Source organism: Ktedonobacteraceae bacterium, assembly GCA_035653615.1.
Taxonomy (GTDB): Bacteria; Chloroflexota; Ktedonobacteria; order Ktedonobacterales; family Ktedonobacteraceae; genus DASRBN01.
Genome location: DASRBN010000022.1, coordinates 137,320 through 153,416 on the forward strand (window position 1 = coordinate 137,320; position 16,097 = coordinate 153,416).

14 protein-coding genes are annotated in these 16,097 nt (G+C 51.9%); 9 read left to right on the top strand and 5 right to left on the bottom strand.

The annotated features are described in order from the left end of the window. Nucleotides 1-23 precede the first annotated feature (23 nt). On the bottom strand, nucleotides 24-458 hold the full coding sequence (locus VFA09_12260) for a hypothetical protein (GenBank protein HZU68042.1): 435 nt from the start codon (nucleotides 456-458) through the stop codon (nucleotides 24-26). Between the two features lie 437 nt (nucleotides 459-895). Here VFA09_12260 and VFA09_12265 point away from each other — a divergent pair, with 437 nt between their 5' ends. From VFA09_12265 to VFA09_12275, 3 genes are all read left to right on the top strand, one after another. After that, a complete protein-coding gene (locus VFA09_12265; protein ID HZU68043.1) occupies nucleotides 896-3,349 on the top strand; it encodes an endonuclease MutS2 in 2,454 nt (817 codons plus the stop codon). A 203-nt stretch (nucleotides 3,350-3,552) separates the two neighbouring features. Then, on the top strand, nucleotides 3,553-4,080 hold the full coding sequence (mscL, locus tag VFA09_12270) for a large conductance mechanosensitive channel protein MscL (GenBank protein HZU68044.1): 528 nt from the start codon (nucleotides 3,553-3,555) through the stop codon (nucleotides 4,078-4,080). Nucleotides 4,081-4,292: 212 nt separating this feature from the next. Then, nucleotides 4,293-4,826: an adenine phosphoribosyltransferase gene (locus VFA09_12275; GenBank protein ID HZU68045.1), complete on the top strand. Its 534-nt coding sequence runs from the start codon at nucleotides 4,293-4,295 to the stop codon at nucleotides 4,824-4,826. A 46-nt stretch (nucleotides 4,827-4,872) separates the two neighbouring features. Here VFA09_12275 and VFA09_12280 read toward each other — a convergent pair whose 3' ends face one another. Then, nucleotides 4,873-5,454 (bottom strand): nitroreductase, encoded by a 582-nt coding sequence (locus VFA09_12280; GenBank protein HZU68046.1) that lies wholly within the window; start codon nucleotides 5,452-5,454, stop codon nucleotides 4,873-4,875. Between the two features lie 104 nt (nucleotides 5,455-5,558). Then, entirely contained in the window at nucleotides 5,559-6,590 is a 1,032-nt protein-coding gene (locus VFA09_12285) for a hypothetical protein (GenBank protein HZU68047.1), read from the bottom strand. Nucleotides 6,591-6,827: 237 nt separating this feature from the next. On the opposite strand from VFA09_12285, the gene VFA09_12290 reads away from it, so the two are divergent. From VFA09_12290 to VFA09_12305, 4 genes are all read left to right on the top strand, one after another. Continuing rightward, the gene (locus tag VFA09_12290) at nucleotides 6,828-7,400 is read left to right on the top strand and encodes a hypothetical protein (protein ID HZU68048.1); all 573 of its coding nucleotides are present in this window, start codon (nucleotides 6,828-6,830) and stop codon (nucleotides 7,398-7,400) included. Nucleotides 7,401-7,587: 187 nt separating this feature from the next. After that, a complete protein-coding gene (locus tag VFA09_12295; protein HZU68049.1) occupies nucleotides 7,588-7,899 on the top strand; it encodes an ATP-dependent Clp protease adaptor ClpS in 312 nt (103 codons plus the stop codon). Between the two features lie 183 nt (nucleotides 7,900-8,082). Then, complete coding sequence (locus tag VFA09_12300; GenBank protein HZU68050.1) at nucleotides 8,083-8,580, top strand: universal stress protein; 498 nt, start codon at nucleotides 8,083-8,085, stop codon at nucleotides 8,578-8,580. A gap of 188 nt (nucleotides 8,581-8,768) precedes the next feature. Next, entirely contained in the window at nucleotides 8,769-9,389 is a 621-nt protein-coding gene (locus tag VFA09_12305) for a GAF domain-containing protein (GenBank protein HZU68051.1), read from the top strand. A gap of 19 nt (nucleotides 9,390-9,408) precedes the next feature. Here the strand turns inward: VFA09_12305 and VFA09_12310 are convergent, their stop codons facing one another. Then, entirely contained in the window at nucleotides 9,409-10,590 is a 1,182-nt protein-coding gene (locus VFA09_12310; protein ID HZU68052.1) for a DUF711 family protein, read from the bottom strand. 159 nt (nucleotides 10,591-10,749) lie between these two features. On the opposite strand from VFA09_12310, the gene VFA09_12315 reads away from it, so the two are divergent. Both VFA09_12315 and VFA09_12320 read left to right on the top strand, forming a co-directional pair. Continuing rightward, nucleotides 10,750-11,616 (top strand): methyltransferase domain-containing protein, encoded by an 867-nt coding sequence (locus tag VFA09_12315; protein ID HZU68053.1) that lies wholly within the window; start codon nucleotides 10,750-10,752, stop codon nucleotides 11,614-11,616. A gap of 92 nt (nucleotides 11,617-11,708) precedes the next feature. Then, nucleotides 11,709-14,888 carry an AAA domain-containing protein gene (locus tag VFA09_12320; protein ID HZU68054.1) on the top strand — a complete coding sequence of 1,060 codons (3,180 nt, stop codon included), beginning with the start codon at nucleotides 11,709-11,711 and terminating at the stop codon, nucleotides 14,886-14,888. Here VFA09_12320 and gmhB read toward each other — a convergent pair. Further along, nucleotides 14,875-15,540: a D-glycero-beta-D-manno-heptose 1,7-bisphosphate 7-phosphatase gene (gene gmhB / locus VFA09_12325; protein HZU68055.1), complete on the bottom strand. Its 666-nt coding sequence runs from the start codon at nucleotides 15,538-15,540 to the stop codon at nucleotides 14,875-14,877. The two genes, VFA09_12320 and gmhB, sit on opposite strands and share 14 nt — an antisense overlap. Nucleotides 15,541-16,097 lie beyond the last annotated feature (557 nt).

Genomic DNA, 16,097 nt, shown 5'->3' on the forward strand with positions numbered 1-16,097 from the left:
ACGCGGCTCAATGGAATAACGGCTCATTTTTCGCGCTGTAAGATTTCGTTCATAGAATGAATGATGCGGGTTCGCATTTCCGGGTCGCTGCCAAGCACCTGCGCTACCTGATCGATCATGGCCTGTTCTTTTTCCGCCGGTAGACTGTACCCGTATTTTTGATGAACGGCGACGGCTGCGGCGGAGCGAATCTTGTCCTCATCGCTCATTGGCGAAGCCGTTTGCCGGTCTGCCGAACGTTTCGTTGTTGTTCCAGCAGGGGAATCGCCTTGAAGGGGAGTAACACCATCCGCGGCAAAAGGAACATCGGTATCTATCAGGTGCGCGGAATTAGGGGTGGCGCGGTCGATATGCACCAGAACACTCTGGTTTTCCTCGTCGAGCCGGGTAATGGTTCCTTCAAGGTAAATAACTTCAGGTGCCCCCCAGAAGACACGCTCTCCAAGATGAAGGATCATGATGAGTTGCTCCAAATCCATTTCAGTTCGTTTGTATTTTCAATGCACATTATTGTATACGAAAAAGGGCAAGAGAGGTTCCAGTGGTGATTCCCCAGAAGGTGGGCAGAGATGCTTCCCTGTTCGCTCTGCCCAGGGCTTCGGCATCTTTGCCCAGCATGACATGCATGGGCCATGCATGTCATGCTGAGTGCAGCGAAGCATCTCGCGTCACCCTGATGTGGGAATACAGCAAGGCTGGCGATGGTTATCTATAATAGAAGTTTTCTGATTTGCTCCTGATTTCCCGTCCCAAAGGCAGAGTTCTCCTTTCAATCTCTTTTCTTGCAGTATCCTGTTGTGGTATTATCCTGTGGGGAATGAAAGGATCGGCGCGCATTTGAGACCGTGTAGTGGCAACAATGAAGTTTGCCGGAGAAGGACATATTCATACCGTTATGCACGAGAAAAGTATACTCACGCTGGAGTATCCCAAAATTTTAGAGAAGGTGGCCAGGGAAGCAGCGTTCTCGGCCAGCAAAGCGCTGGTGATGGAGCTACAACCCTCTCCAAACGTGGACGAGGTGCGGCGTCGCCTCGCCTATACAACTGAAGCCTCTCGCCTGATCGAGTTGCGCAGCGATGCAGGTATACAGGGTGCGCGAGATATCCGCGCTCATCTTGCTCGTGCCGCCCGTGAGGGAGTTCTGAGTCCATCCGATCTGCTCGAAGTGCTGGCAACGACGCACAGCGCAATTCATGTATCTAAGTTGCTGGAAAAGCTACCGGCTGAAGAGTTTCCTTTACTGAGCAAGTTAGGCGCGGATATTCCACAACGGCCGCATATCGCTCGCCGCATCGAAGAAACCATCAGCGAAGAGGGAGAAGTGCTGGATACAGCAAGCCCAACGTTGCGCAAGTTGCGTTTCGATATTCGTGGCGCCAATCAGCGCCTGCAGGATCGCTTGCGCTCGCTGGTGGGCCAATTCAGCAATGTGCTGCAAGAGCCTATTGTCACCATACGCAATGACCGCTATGTTATTCCAGTCAAGGCTGAGAGTCGCGGGCAGGTGCGTGGTATTGTTCATGACCAGTCTTCCAGCGGCGCGACCGTCTTTATCGAGCCGATGGTGGTAGTGGAATTGAACAACAAACTACGCCAGCTCCAGATAGAGGAACAGCAGGAGATCGAACGCATCTTACGCGCCCTCTCGCTTGAAATCGGCCACGAGGCGGATGCGCTGAAGCTGGCAGTTGAATTGCTGGCCGAGTTCGATTTTCACCTGGCGAAGGCGCGCTATGGACGTTTGATGCGCTGTAGCGAGCCGCTCATCAACGATGTTGGGCGCGTCGAGCTGCGCAATGCGCGCCATCCATTGTTGATGGGCAAGGTTGTTCCGATTGATTTCCACGTGGGGCGCGAATTCTTCATGGTGGTGATTACCGGCCCCAATACCGGTGGTAAAACCGTGGCATTGAAGACGGCAGGTCTCTTGACGCTGATGGCGCAGGCGGGACTGCATATCCCCGCCGATGAACATTCCGAAATAGCCGTTTTTGAGCAGGTGTTTGCCGATATCGGCGATGAACAGAGCATCGAACAGAGCCTGAGTACATTTTCCTCGCATCTGAGCCGTATTATCGAGATTCTGCGCCATATCGAAGAAGAGGTGAAGCGCGAAACGCCCGATATCCGGGGAAAGCTGTCTGAAACACTGGTGGGAAAGCCTGAGAGCCGCCGCTTGAGAGCGCTGGTACTGCTGGATGAGCTGGGCGCCGGTACCGATCCAAGCGAAGGCTCGGCATTGGCTCGCGCTATTCTCACCTTCTTGCTCGAACGTCATGTGACGACCATCGCAACCACCCACTACTCGGAGCTAAAAGCTTTTGCGCACGAGCAGGCCGGTGTAACCAATGCCTCGGTCGAGTTCGATGTGGAAACGCTTTCGCCGACCTATAGGCTGAGTATCGGCTTGCCCGGACGTAGCAATGCGCTGGCAATCGCGAGTCGCCTGGGATTGGACGAGCGCATCATTGAGAAGGCGCGTGAGTTCCTGGGCAGCGCGGGCGTGCGGATGGAGAATCTTCTGGAAGGTCTGCAGGCCGAGCGCAAAGCGCTTGAAGATGAGCGGTTCCATTTAAATATGGAGCGGGTAGAGGCAGAGTACCAGCGCAAGCAGCTTGAACAGGACCGTCACAAGCTCGAGGAGCAGCGGATAAAAATCCTCAATGAGGCACGCGCGCAGGCTCAACGAGAGCTGGAAGAGGTGCAGAGGACGCTTGCGAAGATCAAGATTGAGGCGGGCCGCGGCAGCATATCGCGCGAGCGATTGAGCGAGGCACGCCAGCAGGTACGCGGTCTGGAAGAGAAATTAGCTCCTGTTCTGGTGCCGCGTCGCGCAAGCAAAAAAGCGGAGTCAGAGCCGGAGAGAATCGATGGGCCTTTGCAGATCGGCGATACTGTGCGCGTTCTCAGCTTCGGTCAGAATGCTGAACTGCTCGGTCTTTCTCCCGACCATAGCGAGGCCGAGGTACAGATGGGTTCTTTGCGGTTCCGGGTGAGTGTGGACAATATCGAGCGTATCAGCAAGCGCCAGGCGTCCGCTGAGGGGTATATGAAGACAGAACCATCCGTGGTTGTGCCTCGTTACGAGGATCGTCCAGAAGTTGCCACGCAGCTCGATATGCGTGGCTGGCGTGTCGAGCAGGCTCTGGAGGAACTGGACTCGTACCTGAATGATGCCGTTATGTCGGGCATCTCGTCCGTGCGCATCGTGCATGGCAAGGGTACAGGTGCCTTGCGCTCAGCCGTGCGCGAGCAACTGGCACATCATCCACTGGTGAAGTCTTACACGTCCGCCCCCGCCCAGGAGGGCGGCGACGGCGTGACGCTGGTGAAGCTGAGCGCTTAAGTGTTTCAATGCTATACGGATTCAGATCAAGGGTATGAGTAACAAGAGGCGAGGTCAGCCAGGCAGCTGACCTCGCCTCTTGTTACTCATTTAGCACCTGGCTTATCCACTTCCTCAAATTCATTCGTTATATTAGTGCAGAGCCGGCAAATTGGCCTGGCCTATTTAGTTGAAGAATCAATACAAAAGGGAGAAACGCATCTATGGCATTTTTCAACAACCCTAGTGTGCTTAGAGCGGAGCAAGGGACTAAGAAGACCTTGAGCGGCTTCAGAGCCTTTATTTTGCGCGGCAATGTAGTAGACTTAGCCGTCGGCATCATGATAGGCGCCGCTTTCACCGGCGTCGTCAACGCGCTGGTCACAGATATCATCACCCCTGTTATTCCCGCCGGCACCACCAGCCTTGGAGCCTTCCAGACGCCAGTTCCTTATACGCATAAACCCATCATGTGGGGCGTTTTCATCGAGGCCGTTATTAGCTTCCTGATCCTGGCATTTGTTATCTATTTCTTCATCGTCCTGCCGGTTAATGCCATGGTAGCCCGCTACAAGCCAAAGGAAAATGAGGTTGCCCCAAACACAAAGGATTGCCCGTACTGCTACAGCAGCGTCAACGTTATGGCGACCCGCTGCGCCTATTGTACGTCGCCCCTGCCACCACCTCAAGCGCCTCAACCACCCCAACCACCCCAGCAGCCGCAGCCTGCGCCAATGCCACAGCGAGGTTAGAGTAGACAGCATAATGCATTGAAAATCAGGAACCTGAATGGGTGATACGCTTGCATGAGCAAGTGTGTTAAGGTATAGTGTGAGGTGGAAAATTCTTTTCCGCTTACAAGCCAGGCAACGAGCAGAAGAACGTGGAGTCCACACCTTGCGGCATACTACGTTTTGATCGAGTAAACTGCCTGCTGCATATATTTTATGAGGGAGAATGACTCATGTCTTCAACACCTGACTCGATAAGACTGGAAGACTGGATTCGGGATATTCCTGATTTTCCGCAAAAAGGTGTCCTTTTCAAGGACATTACCCCTTTGTTACAAAATGGAGCAGCTTTTCATGCCGCGCTAGATCGTCTCGCGGCCCATTATCAGGGGGCCGGCATCCAGACGGTCGTTGGAGTGGAATCGCGTGGCTTCATCTTCGGGGCGCCTCTGGCCTATCTGCTGAACTGCGGCTTTGTACCTGTGCGCAAATTCGGCAAATTACCGGCTCAGACGGTGAGCGTCGAGTACGCGTTGGAGTATGGTACGAATGTGGTTGAGATGCACACTGATGCCATTCGCCCTGGGCAGCGCGTTCTGATTGTTGACGACCTGCTGGCGACCGGCGGCACTGTTTCCGCGGCAATGGAACTCGTGGAATCGCTGGGAGGGCATATCGCAGGCATCGCGTTTCTGGTCGAACTGACCTTCCTGAGAGGTCGCGATCAACTCAAGGGCTATGATGTTTTCGCGTTAATTAAGTATTAGCTCCAGGTGACGAATTGGGACGTTTGTAGAACGTCCCAATCTCCTTTTAGTCTTCTTCCCAGCCAAGCCAGGTCGTTTTTTCCTCAAATGGAACAGGGTTGCGCTCAAGGTGGGGAATAGCAGGGTAGCCAACGTAGACAAAAGCCACGATATGATCTTCGGGCGAAAGTCCGAGCCAGGCTTTGACCCGTGGATCGTAAGCGGCATCTCCGGTACGCCACATGCAGGCGAGTCCCATTTCTTCAGCGGTCAGCAGCATGTTCTCCACAGCTGCTGCCGTAGCCTCGATATTTTCGATTGCCAGGACGTTGGGTTGGCTGGGCCGCTCTGCAGCTACGATAATGATTACCGGTGAGCGCAAGAGTTTGCCTCGCTCTTTGTTTATCAGCGCCTGTGCTTTCTCGCTGCTCGTTTCGTCCAGGCGAGCGGCTAAAGCGCCGGCCATGACCGCGCCCAATTCCTCACGGGCATGACCCGCCAGCACAAAGAATCGCCACGGCTGCACCTTATGATGATCAGGCGCGTGCGTCGCTGCCTCCAACATCCGCTCAATCTGCTCGCGCCGCGGTACTTCGGAGGTCATTTTGCCGATGCTACGGCGATGTTTTATGGTTTGGAAAATCGTCATATTTTCTTTTCAAGCCGGGTAAATCTAAAAGTAGTAACTGGTGAACGTTGTATCGTCAGGTAGACAACAAACTGACCCACCGGCATATTGCTAGAGTAAGTGCATTACTTCTCCTCAGATTCCAGAGGCAACGTGTCCAGTAACCAGCGAGTCGTTGCCTCGTCAGGCGCCTTATAGATTTGCTTTACGAGCAACCTCAAGACGTCTGCCTTTCTGACCTGGGCTATATTCTCGCGTGCAAACATCAACAGAGATGGATATCGATCTTCTATAGCATCAAGCGCAACTTGTTGTAGTACTTGCATCGCTTTTTCATCTGCTTGCTTGGACGCTAACTCCTCGACTTTTTTGGCGGCTAACTCCTCTGCTTTTTTAGCGGCCAACTTCTCCGCTTTCCTGTCGGCTAATTCCTCTGCTTTCCTGGCCACCTGACTGGCCAGGCGCTGTTGAAAGTATGGGTCCTGATCCATCAAACTATCATATACTTGCATAAAATCCTCCACATGCTGCTTGTCCTCTTGAGATAACATAGTTGACCGACGTAGGATTATTCTAAACCGTGCCAGGTGACGTGCCAGTACTCCTGGCTGCTGGTATCGCTCCCTCATTTCCTCTATTGCCTGTTTGAGTAGTGAAACGTTGGCTCCTTTCATCCCAGGCAAGAAGGTGTACATCCCTATTATACGCTTTTTTACGTATTCCTGGGCATCGAGCGTCCATAGTGCAATTACACGATACTTCATTGTCAGGAGTTCCTCATCAACACTTTCCTCTCTATATGGCGGTGTCGGAATACTCGTTTCAAACAAGTAAACGACTACTGTGATTACCGGAAGTGAATAATCAAGGTGTAAATCAACATGGTAACGCAACATACGTGCAGGCATATTGCTATCCCGATCTGCTTGCAGTTCCATATCCAGCACATGAGGCTGATTTTTGTAATTGATTAGATAAACTAGATCAGCACGCAGGTTCTCACGCTTGATCTCATTATTTTGCTCGATGACCACAGCAGCTTCTGGGATAAACTCCGGAATCACTTCGACTGCATGATCTCCCATCAAGGCTTTTAATGCATTATCGTATGGTTGTCGCGATTGTAGCTGTTGCTTTCGCCTTTGGCGTCGAGCCATCCTTACTATCCTCTTTTCGTTTCATAATCTGGCATCACTACTGCCTGGTTTTGCTTAAGCTCGTCTTTGTGGCTTTTTCCCAGCCAGATGCTCTACTATCTTGATACATCTCGCGGAGAAAAAAGCGGAAATATTTGGATGCTAGAAGCCTGAATTCCCATCTTCCCATCTCCACTCTGAATGGCTATAATAGACCAGGGAAAAGGTAAACGTTAAGTTTGGAGGAGCTAGCTGATAATGCAACAACAGCAACACGCCAACTACGACTTGTTGGCTGTATTTAATGATGAGACGAAGGCGGAAACTGCCGAGACGAAGTTGCGCAATGCCGGATTCGGGGATGACGAGGTTTTTCGTCTGGGCGCGGAAGCTGTAACGGGCGCGCAATTTCGCGAGCATGGCCCAAATAGAGATCGCAGCGCAATTTTTCTGCAAACCACGCGCTCTGGACCTAATCCCGTAGCGGTCGTGGCGCTTGCTATCCTGTTTGGTGTCATATTGGGCGCGTTGATGTTCAGTATCGCCGATTTTGAAGTGAAGACGATCCCATTATTTTGGGGTACACTGGCCGGTGTGGTGGTCGGCATCATCATCGGCGCGATTATCGGATTGCGCCAGCGCGGACGGGTGAGGGGCGCTATTGGGCAAGATTTGTCGCGCGTGAATACGCCTATCAGGAGTCCAGAACAAGGGGCGCGTACCGTCGTTGCCGTGCGGCTGCCCGACCCTGACAATATCAGTCGCAAGTCAAAGGCGCGCGCAATTTTGTTGAACAATGGGGGAAAGATTGATAGAAGCGTCGGAGGATAATTCTTGAGGAACGATGAGTTTCTCAGGCATGAAGCGAGGGATGCATTTCAGTGTGTCCCTCAAATTTTTTGGAGAGAAGATCATCTCCTAATTTCCCCAAAAAGCTAGTAATATTTGTCACTCTTGATTACAATAGAGATAGCATTTGCTAGAGCGTGCATCAACAAGTTATCGGAGATAATGCAGAATGGTTCATACATCAGTATTATTCCCAAGACTTCAAACTGAGACGGAGGAATTGATTCGCCAGCGGGCTAAAATCCTACCCCCGTATAAAGTGGTTCTTTTCAATGATGACTATAATGAAATGGATTATGTTGTAGCTGTCCTCCTGCATACCATTACTAATCTCTCCCGGCGCGAGGCCGAACGTATTATGTTGACCGCTCACCTTACAGGCAGCGCTGTTGTGGTGGTCTGCCCCAAAGAAACCGCTGAATATTACCAGGAACGTTTATTGGGTTATGGCCTTACAGCAACTATTGAACCTGATGAATAACCTTTCTATTTCTCCGACAACAAACCCGGCAATATTTGTATAATTCGACTATTGACGATGGCCCGGTTAGAGGGTAGAATCGATACTAGCCTGAAGGAACCCATTGAAGATCATTCCTTAAAATGGATGCTGCAAGTCAGAAATGATGCTGTTTTATCATGTTCCTGCAGGAGGAGAGAAACAATGGTTCACCTATGGCGTAGAGCCAAAGACGAAACGGAAACGAGCAAGGCCGCTCCAGGGGTAGGGGCCACTGGTGATATCGCTGTTGTTGTAGATGGTAAGAAGTTAGATATAGAGCTGGTCCGTTTAGCCTGTTTAATGGCGAAAAGGGCCAGGCGCAAGGTTCACCTTGTGCATGTCATTGAAGTCCCTCGCACGTTGCCGCTTAAAGCCACTTTAACTGAGGAATCCGAACATGCCGATAAACTGCTCAGCGAGGCGCTATCGGTCGCGGAAGAATCGGGCTGCGATGCAGTAGCTGAGGTGGTACAGGCAAGAGATGCAGGCCCTGCAATCGTTGATGAAGCAAAAGATCATTCCTGCGCCTTGATTATGCTGGGCGCTGTTCGTAATACCAAAGGACGTACAACACAAAATGAGCTTGGCAAGACTATCCCTTTTGTGCTTGCCAATGCGCCATGCAGAGTATGGGTTGTCCAGGACCCGATACAATCATAATGGCATCATAAACCCTCCCAACATCGAATCTTGTTAGCCTCCGGCCTGAAATACCGGCTGATGGGGCCGCTTGAGTTTGTTTTCTGCGCCATTTCTTATGGTATAATCATACATATCAAACTGATGCAAGTTGTTTCCCGTATGATTATCCTTGACATTGGCCTGATTGATTGGGAGGGATCGATACGATGTCTACAAATGTGAACTCAAATTCTGCGGGACCCCCGGCACGCAGTCACAAGGATTACTATACCGCGCTCTACCAGGCTGCGCTGGCTTTCTCATCCAGTCTTGAACTGGATACCGTGTTGCAAATCGTCGTCAAGAGTATTACCGAAGCCATGCAGGTCAAGGCATGTGGAATTCGCTTGCTTGATCCGCGCACAGGTCAACTGAAATTAGGTGCCGTCTACGGCTTGAGCAGCGGCTATCTTGCGAAAGGGCCGGTCGATGTCGATCACAGTGCGATTGATACCGAGGCGCTTTGTGGCTCTCCTGTCATCATTCAAGACGTCAAGAGTGATTCACGTTTCCAGTATCGAGAGGCTGCGGAGCGCGAAGGGATCGTTTCGGTTTTATGCGTGCCCATGGAGGTGCGCGGCGAAGCGATTGGAGTCATGCGTGTCTACACAGGAGAGCCGGCTACTTTTCATGAAGATGATATCCAGTTCCTCTCGGTGCTTGCCAGCCTCGCCGCGCTCGCTATCGAAAATGCCAACCTCTATGAGAGCCTCAAACGCTCCTATGATGGCGTGATGGATGTGTTGTGGGGGAGTAGCCTGCAATATTCCGAACAACACTTGATGTGAGAGAAGCGTTTTTATCCGCCTATCTGACTACAGTATTCGTTAAATAGGGCGATGAGAAGGATGTACGCTCTCCCCTGTGTTTTCCTGGAACGGGAAAGAGCCTGGCCGAGAGAGGCTTGTTCAGGCGCAGTGCCAGTGTGGCTACATCCAGTAAAAGATGCGCGATGCTTTCTACTGGTGTATCTCCTGCGAGAGGCACTGTGTCCAGGCCTGTGCCGCAAACAGCAGAGTAGAGCAAAAGTTGATGTGTGCTGACAAATCCTTCTTCCCATCGTCGCCCTAAGACGGCATCTTCCAATACAGGTAGCATCAGTCCGCAGTAACCGCAGGTAGGTAATGCCGTGCTTTTCAGGGCTGATGTGACGGCGGCGGTCAGTGCCAGGGTCCCCATGCCGCCAACCGGTCCGTAACCTGCCAGTTCAAGGGCAGAAGCGATGCTATCTTCTCCCATTGGCGCGGGCGAAAGGTCGATGCCCCTAAAAACCAGTCCATGTTCGCGGGCGAGCGCCTGCGCCATCTCAACAACCGGCCTGGCCCGTTCAATGAGCATATTCCTGATCGATTCAGTAACATATATGAGAGGTAAAGGCCCAGCTTCTTCTTGTCTCTGTGCATGCAACGCTTCGGCGACGATGCCGGCTCCCTGCAAGCCAATCGATAAACTGCCCGGGCCGCTGTGATAAGCGGCAGGGAAGAATGGACAACCGGGTGGAACACAGGCAAGCATCGCGAAGCGAAAATTGCCGAAACCCTCTTCCGTCTCGCTTGCCAGCCGTGCCATGATCCGTGCAGCCGGTAGAGCCGCAGGAGCGCGCAATCCATCCTCTGTCGTCGCGAGTTGTACTGTTGCATTCAGTACGCTTGTTGAGGCAAGTAGATCAGCAATTACCTCGATGCGTTCCAGGGGAAAGTCAGGGCGCGCCGCCTGCGCCGTTCCAATTGAGCAGAAAGCAATCTGCTGCTCATCGAGCATGGCCTGGAGTTCCTGGGCATAGTTAATGAGATCGGCATTCGACCAGCCTGCCAGGTCGTCGAAAATGGAACGAGTCGAGAGTCGCGTTGTCTGTACCTCGTAACCTGCATCCTGGTAGCGCGGGCTGGCATCTCGTAGTATTTTCGCTGCCTGCTTGATCGTTGTGGATGTTAGCGGGTGAGCCTCGGCGATGCCAAGCGTGATGGTGCGAATCGGAGGATTGGGCATGTATGACCTCTTTTCTTTTTATGAATCACTAAAAAAGATTATACACCCTATCGGACAATTTGTTGACGTTACAAACGCTTCTCTGTTATCATACGGCTTAGGATAAGCATACGCATGTAGATGTAGCCGTACAGGCAAAGCAAGATAGCGGAGATGATAATGACAATGACCCCTGATCCATCCCAGAGTGAAAATACCTATGTGCTTGATGCTGAAAGCGCGACGGAGATGGCTCGCTTGATGCATCAAGATGCCCTTATGACGCAGACAATGGGGGGCGTGTTCCCTGAGCGAGAAGACCTTGCTGGCATCCGCGCGATTCTGGATATCGGCTGTGGTCCCGGCGGCTGGGTCCTCGATGTGGCGCGTGAGTATCCTGAGGTCGAGGTGACGGGGATCGATATCAGCCAGACCATGGTTGAGTATGCGCGCGCTCATGCCATGGCACGCGGATTCAGCAATGCTACATTCAAGATCATGAACGCTCTGAAGCCACTTGAATTTCCAGATAACTCCTTTGATCTCGTCAATGCTCGTACTATTACGGCTTTCATGTATCCGGCGGCCTGGCCCGCGCTTTTGAAAGAGGTGATGCGTATTTGCCGGCCTGGAGGGACAATCCGGCTAACTGAGGGAGAATTACCGCTCACAAATAGCCTGGCTTACGAAACATTGAATAGCATGCTTTCACGGGCCATGTTCCTGGCAAAACGCACGTTCTCTCCCGATGGGCGGCATCTTGGCATTACGCCCGTCTTAGCCCGTCTGCTACGTGACGCGGGCTTCTACAATGTTCAGAAGAGGGTATACGTCAGTGAATATATTCCCGGAACAGATGTCTACGAAGGCCTTTACCAGGATGCGCAGATAGGATTTCCCCTGGTAGCGCCATTTTTGATACAACTGGGCGTCACTACTAAAGAGGAGTTTGAGCGCCTGCACCAACTGTTATTGGCAGAGATGCTCTCGGACAATTTCTGCGCAGTCGCGTTCCCGATAACCGTGTGGGGGCAGAAGCCAGAATAGCTACCTGGCTTGACGAAAAATCGCTCCTCACGTACACTACCAGCAATATCGCAAAAGAATATCCCATTACTGGATGCAGGAGCGCGGGTACGATGGTTTTGTATGATGTGAAGACAGGCAAGCCGGCAACAGGTGCTCACAGCGAAGACTGTTTCTTATGTATACTCGATACCCAACCCTGCACAGTAAAAAAGCTAGAGGGCTATATTATTCACGCACAAGAAGTCCGGTCTGAAGGGGAAGTGGTGCCTTTCGTCACCATTAACCTGGGAACGGAACTCGCTGCTCTCACGCTCACCCGATATTACCGCAGTTTGATTCAAGGTCTCGTTGGTTTAGGGTCTGATCTTCATAAGCGCAAGCTCAAATTGCGTGTGTATCATCTTCCACCTGCCATACGCACGACTGAAAGCAAGGGCCGTCTCGTTCGTCATTACCGGGCAAACGATCATACCCTGGCTATACTTGAGCCTGATACCGTCCTCAATATTACTGACCTGAGTCATGCCGAGTATTGCGCGCGCCAATATTTGCTCCAGCGCCTCATTGCCTCACCGCCGTCTGTTGCAACCATGCGAGGAAATCTTGTCCACTATAGCTTCAAGGAAATGCTGAAAGACTATACCGGGGGCAAGCCGGTTTCGGGTAGCTCTCATGATGAAGGAGAAGGCCCGCTGGTAGCGCTCCATCGCCATTTTCAACAAGCGTTAGAAAGCAGCGGTATCGAGCTTGCGTTGGCCAACGCATCACCCGATGAAATCCGTGCCGATGCTGCTCCTCATTTGGAAAGCCTGGCAACGTGGTTTCAGAAGCAGTACGCAACTCTCTGGGATATGCCTGATGCCGAGGACACTGAAACTGGTGAGCAGGGAAATGAAAATGGCGTGCGTGCCGAAACCTTCCTGCTGGCGCCTGAGATTGGGCTGCGAGGAAGACTGGATTTGTTCTGGAAGCAGAAGACGGGTCGCCAACGTTTGCTGGAACTAAAGACGGGTGGCGCGAAAGGAGAACTGCCAAACGCATCTCATCGCTGGCAGGTGCAAGGCTATCATGCGCTGCTGGCTGTCCGCCGGAACTCTAGAATGAAGAAGGCTCTTGCCACGCTGCTCTATAGTGGAACGCCGGGTGAAGCGCAGGATTTCAGGATACTATTTACTGCCAGGCAATTCCAGCGGGTGATTGAGAATCGTAACATACTCGTACTCAGCCATGTTACCGGCAAAGCCCCGGCACCTCCAGGTCCCTCTCGCTGCACCAAATGTGCCATGCTCGAGCAATGCACCCAGGTTTCAACCCTGCTCGACTGGCGTCCGCCCGAACCTGAGCCCCAGGTTAATAGCGAGGTAGGAACCACATTTATATCGACTCCGCCAGGAAATGATGGCAATAGACTTGAGCAGAATGGACGTTATTATCCCACTGTGCTGCCCCAGGATCGGATTTTTTTCTCAATATATTACGAACTCCTTCATCTTGAGGAGCGCGAAATCGAAAAACAGCAGGCCATGCTGTGGAAGATGGCAGTGCAAGAACGTATTGAGCAGGGATCGACCATCAACGATATTCAATTGTTGGAGCGGGAACAGACTGAGCAGGGTGAATGGGAGCAAACCTTTGCGTGTATAAACACCTCTGAATTGCGTGAGGGTGATGAAATCCTGCTCAGCAATGGCGATCCCATCAGCGGCGAGGTCGTAACAGGTACAATTATCAGTATCAGCGCTGAGCAGGTGAGGATATGGACGCGCGAGCTAATCGCTCATCCCAGGCTGATTGATCGCTACGACAACAGCATCGTTCATATTCGTACCCTCCAGAACTTGATGCGCTGGCTCCAAACCGATAGGCATCTACGCGAACTTGTGGCAGGAAGTGTAAGACCTCGTTTCGATACAACAGCGGTAACACCGCGAACTGATTTTAATGCCCAGCAAAACCTCGCAGTCGAGCAAGCCTTACGGACACGCGATTACCTGCTTATTCATGGGCCTCCCGGCACAGGCAAGACCAACGTTATTGCCGAGATTGTGAAGCGATTATGTGCCCAGGGCCAGCGTGTGATGCTGGCCGCTTTCACCAACCAGGCCGTCGATAACATGCTCAAACGCCTCGATGACGAGGGCTTCCACGACTATGTGCGCCTGGGACACGAACGCAGCACGGATGAAAGCATAAAAAATCGCCTGCTCCAAAAGCTGGTTGAACAGGAAGAAGATACCTTGCAAGGGGTTCGCCAGATTTTACGTAAAGCCGCGGTGATTGCATCAACTACTGCGACGTGGTCGTCGGATAAATACGATTCCTCAGCTGCTGCTGAAAGGGAAGCCAATCGTGAAGGTTCACTGTTGCAGTTTGATGTGGCGATCATCGACGAGGCTGGGCAGCTTACGGTTCCCGCGATTTTAGGCGCCTTGCGCTTCGCCAAACGCTTTATACTCGTAGGTGACGAAAAGCAGCTGCCTCCTTTAGTCTTGAGTAAAGAGGCGCAAGAGAAGGGCCTATCAGAATCGCTGTTCGAAAAACTTAAAGGCCTGGATGATGCCTATATCAATAATCACCCTGGAACGACGAGCGCCTGTGTACCCTTAACGGTGCAGTATCGCATGAATAAATGGATCTCTCATTTCGCCTCACGCATGTTTTATGAAGGCAAATTGAAGCCTCATGATTCGGTTGCGGATGCCAGGCTAGAACTCGTTGAGCCGGCTACGTTTTTTGCTGGTGAACCTCCAGCTATCTTACGCGCCGTTGACCCGGAGTACCCGGTAGTTTTCCTGGATGTGCGGGGCGAGCAGGAAGGTATAAAGATGAGTAATGCCGAGGCGCGCGCGGTTCGTGAAGTGGTTGCGGGATTGCTGCTGCGTGGAATAGAGCCGCGGGATATTGGAATTATCGCCCCGTTTCGCGCGCAGGTGGCCAATCTGCGCCGTCACTTGCTCGACGAACACGAATTGTCCCAGTGGCCTGCACCATTAAAGGACATGACCATACGTGAGATGAGCATTGATACCGTGGATCGTTTTCAGGGAGGTGAAAGAGAGGTCATCATCATCTCGTTCGCGACGACTACGGCGCCGGAGATAGGGAGCCAGCTACGCGAGCATTTGACGAACCCTAATCGTTTGAATGTGGCATTGACGCGGGCACGAAAGAAACTGATCCTGGTTGGTAGCGCTCCTGCACTGGAGAAATTGCTCGTCTTTGATCGCCTTTTAGCCTATTGCCGGGAGTTACGGACTGTGATTGCATACGTGCCCATCAAGACTCGCTAACCAGCGCGAACCGGTGCTGTAGAGGTTCCCAGACATCGAGATTTTCGGGGACATCGAGCAAGGAATAGCAATGGCGTTCAAGCGAGGTCTGTACTCCTGTATGCACGTGCGAACCTTTCAGAATCATTTCGACAGCATGTTCCAGGTTCATGGAGATGCGGAAAGGGCTTTCGGCTTCCTGGTGGTGCGCGCGAAACTGTTCCAGGCCGAGACCGGAGAGAACGAGGATAGTATGGATACCCGCAGCAAGTCCCGCCTGGATATCGGTTATGCTATCGCCGACAAAGACTGCATTACTCATATCCAGGCCCAGTTCATCACGGGCTTTCAGCAGCATCCCGGGACGCGGTTTACGGCAATCGCAATTCGCATCCTTCGCGTGTGGGCAATAGTATACTTTCTCTACTACACCGCCCATTGCGGCGATCTCAGCAATCATCTTGTTGTGAATATGCTCAACCGTTTCTACTGAGATGATGCCTTTTGCTACACAGGCCTGATTGGTGCAGACGACAATACGGTGGCCCGCCTGGGTGAGCTTTGCAATGGCCTCGCGCGACCCCGGTAAAAACTGGAATTCATTCCAGCTTTTGACATAGTCTGCCCGGTTTGCGTTGATGACTCCATCCCGATCGATAAAAACAGTAGACACGTTATGTCTCCAATCAAGGTACGCCAGGGATCAGGCCTGTATTCTTAAGATAATTATAAGTTAGTTTGTAGAGGAACGCTAGCCCCCTTGTTTTCGTTTCTCTACCTGTGCGATGTGGTTATTTTCCCCCACCTCACATATATATTCCTTTATCGTTAATGTTCGATTGAGAGAGAACTGTGATCGAGGTTGAGATTCAGTTCTTCAAGCGAAGAGTTCTTAACCGTCGAAATAGCAAAAGAGGTAATGAAACGATTTAAGGGGGTTCATGCAGAAATAGAGCTTGGCAATCACCTGTTCTGAATGGGTCATGTATGGTTGTAAACTGGTTGCATCGTTCACAACTATATCGTATGCTTTCTTGTAGGGGCGTGCCCTTGTGGTCGTCCGCTCCACCTATACCGGTAAATGCATGTAGGAGAAGCCGACTGTTTTCAAAATGGTCTGCACATGTATTCAACCTGAGCCAATCGCCTCAAAAAGAGAACGGAGTTTCAGGATGAAAAAACCATCCAAGTAGCCAGGTCTACAAGGATGGTTCTCAAGGAGCCGCTATC

Excerpts from the sequence above, each read along its gene's own strand:
- VFA09_12310 (HZU68052.1), bottom strand. The coding sequence starts at position 10,590 with ATGCCCAATCCTCCGATTCGCACCATCACGCTTGGCATCGCCGAGGCT.
- VFA09_12275 (HZU68045.1), top strand. The coding sequence starts at position 4,293 with ATGTCTTCAACACCTGACTCGATAAGACTGGAAGACTGGATTCGGGAT.
- VFA09_12290 (HZU68048.1), top strand. The coding sequence starts at position 6,828 with ATGCAACAACAGCAACACGCCAACTACGACTTGTTGGCTGTATTTAAT.
- VFA09_12315 (HZU68053.1), top strand. The coding sequence starts at position 10,750 with ATGACAATGACCCCTGATCCATCCCAGAGTGAAAATACCTATGTGCTT.
- VFA09_12260 (HZU68042.1), bottom strand. The coding sequence starts at position 458 with ATGATCCTTCATCTTGGAGAGCGTGTCTTCTGGGGGGCACCTGAAGTT.
- VFA09_12295 (HZU68049.1), top strand. The coding sequence starts at position 7,588 with ATGGTTCATACATCAGTATTATTCCCAAGACTTCAAACTGAGACGGAG.
- VFA09_12320 (HZU68054.1), top strand. The coding sequence starts at position 11,709 with ATGGTTTTGTATGATGTGAAGACAGGCAAGCCGGCAACAGGTGCTCAC.
- VFA09_12265 (HZU68043.1), top strand. The coding sequence starts at position 896 with ATGCACGAGAAAAGTATACTCACGCTGGAGTATCCCAAAATTTTAGAG.
- VFA09_12280 (HZU68046.1), bottom strand. The coding sequence starts at position 5,454 with ATGACGATTTTCCAAACCATAAAACATCGCCGTAGCATCGGCAAAATG.
- VFA09_12300 (HZU68050.1), top strand. The coding sequence starts at position 8,083 with ATGGTTCACCTATGGCGTAGAGCCAAAGACGAAACGGAAACGAGCAAG.
- mscL (HZU68044.1), top strand. The coding sequence starts at position 3,553 with ATGGCATTTTTCAACAACCCTAGTGTGCTTAGAGCGGAGCAAGGGACT.
- VFA09_12305 (HZU68051.1), top strand. The coding sequence starts at position 8,769 with ATGTCTACAAATGTGAACTCAAATTCTGCGGGACCCCCGGCACGCAGT.
- VFA09_12285 (HZU68047.1), bottom strand. The coding sequence starts at position 6,590 with ATGGCTCGACGCCAAAGGCGAAAGCAACAGCTACAATCGCGACAACCA.